The sequence below is a fragment of the Bacteroidota bacterium genome (assembly GCA_018266755.1).
In the GTDB taxonomy this organism is placed as follows: Bacteria; Bacteroidota; Ignavibacteria; order Palsa-1295; family Palsa-1295; genus JAFDZW01.
Window position 1 is genome coordinate 1 of sequence record JAFDZW010000009.1, and the last position, 4,948, is coordinate 4,948.

Below are 4,948 nucleotides of genomic sequence, written 5' to 3' on the forward strand. Positions count from 1 at the left end.
CACCAGTTTCCCGCTTTTCCAAGGATCGACTACGACCCAGGTTCGTGGTGGCAATTAAGGTTGGAGCCATTCATGGCGTCTACAGGAAATCAGAATTCAATGAAGCAGACTCCAGATGTGCATTATGCCGTCGGTGCAGTGGATGCTGGTGGCGACGATGTTGATCTTGGTGAATATCTTGCGGTGCTTTCAGAATCAAAGGGTCTGATTTTTACTGTTGCGCTGATGGTGGGGATGCTTGGTGTCGTATATGCGTTTATGGCTAGGCCGATCTACGCCGTCGATGCATTGATTCAGATCGAACAGAGTAAAAGCTCTGTAGATTCTGCGCTCGGCGATTTTGCCGAAATGCTCGGTACGCCGTCGCCGACAGAGGCCGAGATGCAGATCATTACATCGCGCTTGGTACTTGCGAAGACAATCGAAAATCTGCAACTCGATATTACAGTAGAGCCTGCTTATCTGCCGGTGATTGGTAGAAATTGGGCGCGTTATCTGGCTCCGGAAGAGGGGCTGGCATCGCCGCCAGTCGAGTTTCTTGCCAATTTTCCATGGGGCGGTGAGGTGCTGAAAATTCAGTCACTTAAGGTGCCGATTTCATATTATAACAACAAGCTTAAGCTTGTTGCTGGTGAGGATGGACATTACACACTTTTCGATCCTGATAAGAACCCGGTTCTTACGGGTGTGGTTGGTCAGCCTGCCGAGGTACGCATAGGGCGCGAAACATTGCGCATTTTCGTTGCCGATTTACAGGCACGCCCCAATGTAAGCTTCAAGATTGTCAAACAGGATGAACTCAGTGCATTGAAAGACCTCGAAGATGCCCTGAAGGTGGCTGAGCAGGGAAAACTCTCAGGCGTTGTTGGTGTTGCCTATAGTGGTTACGATCCGGAGCTTGCGACGCGGACAGTTAACGAGATTGCCGATCTGTATCTGCGTCAGAATGTCGAGCGTAAATCGGCTGAGGCTGAGCAGACGCTTGCATTTTTGAACAAGCAGTTGCCGATGCTGAAACAAAATATGGATAGCGCGATTGCAACACTGAATGCATATCGCATCAAAGCTGGCTCGGTCGACCTGCAGAAGGAAACGCTTGATGTGCTGGATCAATCGGTAACATTACAGTCCGATATCGTCAAGCTGCGCCAGAAGCGCGATGAACTCACGCAGCGTTTTACGGCTTCACATCCGCAGGTAGTCGCGATTGACGCTCAAATTTCACGCTTGAGCAATGTTCTGAAGGACATCGACCGCAAAGTGCAAGTGTTGCCAGATGCACAGAAGGAAATTTTGCAGCTTGAGCGTGATGCCAAGGTTGCGACTGATCTGTACATCACTCTGCTGAATAATGCGCAACAATTGCAGGTAGCCAAGGCAGGAACGGTTGGCAACGTCCGGATCATCGATCACGCTGTTGTGCCTATACAGCAGGATAAACCAAAAGTGCCGCTGGTCATCGCTGTTGCCGTGGTGCTCGGAATGTTCTTGGGTGTGGTTTCGGCTTTTGTCAGGCACGCACTGCGCGGTGGAGTAGAGGACCCTGATCTGATCGAGAAAGGACTTGGCCTTCCAGTCTACGCTACGATCCCACATAGCAAATTGCAGGACAAGCTCAGTCGTAAACTGCATAATAATTCCGGTCTCAACCTGATTCTGTTCAGTCAGGACAAGGATGATCTGGCAATCGAGAGTTTGCGCAGTCTGCGCACGACGCTGCATTTTGTGCTGATGGAAGCCAAGAACAACGTCATCATGGTGACCGGCCCCAGTCCGGGGCTTGGCAAATCTTTCGTCAGCATGAACCTCGGCGCGGTCCTGGCGAGTGCTGGACGCAGAACATTGATCATTGACGCCGATTTGCGCCGCGGCCATCTGCATGAATATACGGGATTGCCGCGCGGCCAGGGCGTGTCCGATCTCGTCAGTGGGCAGGTGGATGTCTATGGGGCGATCCGGCCGACGCTGGTCCAGAATCTTGACATCATGAGTACCGGTGCAGTCCCGCCAAATCCATCTGAACTGCTGCTGCACGAAAAGTTTGCCCAGATGATCGGCGAGGTTTCAAAACAGTATGATCACGTACTGATCGATTCACCGCCAGTGCTGGCCGTGACCGATGCAGCAGTCGTTGGTCGGCTGGCCGGTGCATCGCTGCTTGTTGTCAAGGCCGGAGCGAACCCGATGCGGGAAATTGAGGTCAGCGTCAAGCGTCTGCGGCAGGCCGGCATCAATCTTCGAGGGGTATTGTTCAATAATGTGACGAAGATCGGCAGTCGCTACGGAGCCGGTAAGTATGTATATCAGTACGCATATACCAAGAGTAAATAAGCGCCGGGCTGGGGAAGCACATTTTTAATGCGAAGCGGCTGCCGCGTGACGGGCTCCACAGGTAAAAATCGATCGTGATACAAAATGTATTTGACCGATGTGATCCGCTTTTTGGCGAAACCGGTCGTCAGTGTATTCGCGTGACCTTTTGCATGCCTGGCAGGTGGATTCACCTTGGTCGAGGTCGCTGATGTCACTGGTCCTGCTGACGGGCGGTGCCGGATACATCGGTTCGCATACGGCCGTCGAACTGCTCGCTCGCGGGTATGAAGTCCTGCTTGTTGACAACTTCTGCAACAGTTCGCCGCGTGTGCTCGAACGGCTTGCACGGATCACTGACCAGTCCGTGGCTTGCGAAAAAATCGATGTGCGTGATGCAAACGCGCTGGCAGATATCTTTGCACGCCATCCCGTCGATGTGGTCATACATTTCGCGGCTCTCAAGGCCGTTGGCGAATCGTGCACGCAGCCGCTGCGTTATTTCGATAATAATATCGGGGGCACGATCGGACTGCTGCAGTCGATGCAGGCTGCCGGGGTTTCCAGGCTGGTGTTCAGTTCATCGGCGACCGTCTATGGGCAACCCGAAGCCTGCCCGATCACCGAAAGTGCGTCGTTGCGGGTCACGAATCCCTATGGCCGAACCAAGCTGGTCATGGAGGAACTGATCGGTGATGTCTGTACGGCTCATCCGGACTTTCACGCCGCAATCCTGCGTTACTTCAATCCGGTTGGTGCTCACGAAAGCGGCCTGATCGGTGAGGATCCGACGGGTATTCCCAACAACCTGATGCCTTTTGTCTGTCAGGTGGCTGCGGGTCGCCGCGAGTTTCTGAGTGTGTTCGGCGGTGATTATCCGACCCGGGACGGCACGGGCGTACGCGATTTCATACACGTCGTCGATCTTGCGAAGGCCCATGTTGCAGCGGTCGATCGTTTGCTGCGTGTGCCCGAAAGCATGACGGTCAATCTCGGTACCGGTTGCGGTTACAGTGTACTGGAACTCGTGCAGGCCTTCGAGCGGGCAAGTAACCGGAGGATTTCTTATCGCATCGTCAACCGGCGTGCCGGCGATGTTGCCGAGTGCTATGCGGATCCACGGCAGGCACATGAAATTCTGGCCTGGCGGGCGGAATTCGGTATCGAACGAATGTGTACCGACGCATGGCGCTGGCAGTCGATGTTCCCCAGGGGCTACACCGACTGACGCTCCGGTTCTGTTCAGGCTATCGAGGGAGATTCCGGTTTGGCAGTACACGATTATGCGCTGGACTGGCAAGGCTGGCTGACGATCGCCGTGGTGCTCTGGACGCTGGTCATGCTGGCGGTCAGTCGCATCGGACCGGACATGATCCTGGCGGCAGCAATGACAGTGCTGCTGGTTTCGGGGGTGCTGAAACCGGGTGAAGCGCTCAGCGGTTTCGGCAATCCCGGCGTACTGACGGTGGCGGTGCTGTTCGTCACCGTGGCCGGATTGCGTGAGACAGGCGGCATCCAGTGGATTGCCGCGTTCGTGCTGGGTAAGCCCGGTGCTCTCGGTCGCGCGCAGTTTCGGCTGATTGGTACCAGCAGCGTGCTCAGTGCCTTCGTCAACAACACGCCGATCGTGGCGATGCTGACACCAGCGGTGCAGGAATGGAGTCGCCGTGCTGGACACGCCCCGTCGAAACTGCTGCTGCCGCTCGACTATGCGACGATTCTTGGTGGCATGTGCACGCTGATCGGCACGAGTACGAATCTCGTTGTCAATGGACTCATCGCGCGGCAAGGGCTTGCACCTCTGGGCATGTTCGATCCGATGTGGGTGGGGCTGCCATGTGTGCTGGTCGGCGGCCTTTATCTGATGACGATCGGCCGCTGGCTGCTGCCGGCCCGACGCTCGGCAGTCGAGCAGGTTGCCAATGCGCGTGAGTACACGCTCGAAATGATCGTCGAGGAGCAGGGACCGCTGGTCGGACTGAGCGTCGAAGAGGCCGGCCTGCGTGCGCTGCCACAACTCTATCTGATCGAGATCGTGCGTGAGGGCAGGGTGGTGCAGGCGATCGCCCCGCAGGAAATCCTGCGCGCGGATGACCGGCTGGTTTTCGTCGGCATCGTGGATTCGGTGCTTGATCTGCGCCGCATGCGTGGCTTGCGGCCGGCAACCGACCAGATATTCAAACTGGCCGTCCGGCACAACCAGCGCTGCCTGATCGAAGCTGTGGTCTCGCCGGTTTCTCCGTGTGTCGGACGCACGATCCGGGAATCCCGTTTTCGCAATCGCTACAACGGCGCGGTCATCGCGGTTTCACGACGCGGCGAACGCGTGCATCGCAAACTCGGCGACATCGTGCTGCAGGCCGGCGATACGCTGCTGATCGAGGCAAGTGCCCAGTTTGCGCGGCACCATCGCTATGCGCGCGACTTTCTGCTGGTCAGCGCTGTCGATGAATCGACCGCCACCGATCATTCACGTGCACCGATCGCACTCGGCATTCTCGCGGCTCTGGTGATCGGCACGACCGTATTTGACGTCGATACCCTCTATGGTGCCCTGCTGGCAGCCGCAGCGATGATCGCGACGCGTTGCGTCAACCAGGGCCAGGCGCGTCGCTCGATCGATTACCAGCTCATCGTC

The 4,948-nt window shown here is 56.4% G+C and carries 3 protein-coding genes; all 3 read left to right on the forward strand.

Going from position 1 to position 4,948, the window contains the following annotated elements; all coding sequences use genetic code 11:
• Window positions 1–99: 99 nt before the first annotated feature.
• The gene (locus JSS75_14305) at window positions 100–2,331 is read left to right on the forward strand and encodes a polysaccharide biosynthesis tyrosine autokinase (GenBank protein MBS1904874.1); all 2,232 of its coding nucleotides are present in this window, start codon (window positions 100–102) and stop codon (window positions 2,329–2,331) included.
• Between the two features lie 190 nt (window positions 2,332–2,521).
• Window positions 2,522–3,538, forward strand: a complete 1,017-nt coding sequence (gene galE, locus JSS75_14310) for a UDP-glucose 4-epimerase GalE (GenBank protein MBS1904875.1) — start codon at window positions 2,522–2,524, stop codon at window positions 3,536–3,538.
• 39 nt (window positions 3,539–3,577) lie between these two features.
• Window positions 3,578–4,948: SLC13 family permease (locus JSS75_14315; protein ID MBS1904876.1), on the forward strand; the 1,371-nt coding region annotated here is incomplete at its 3' end.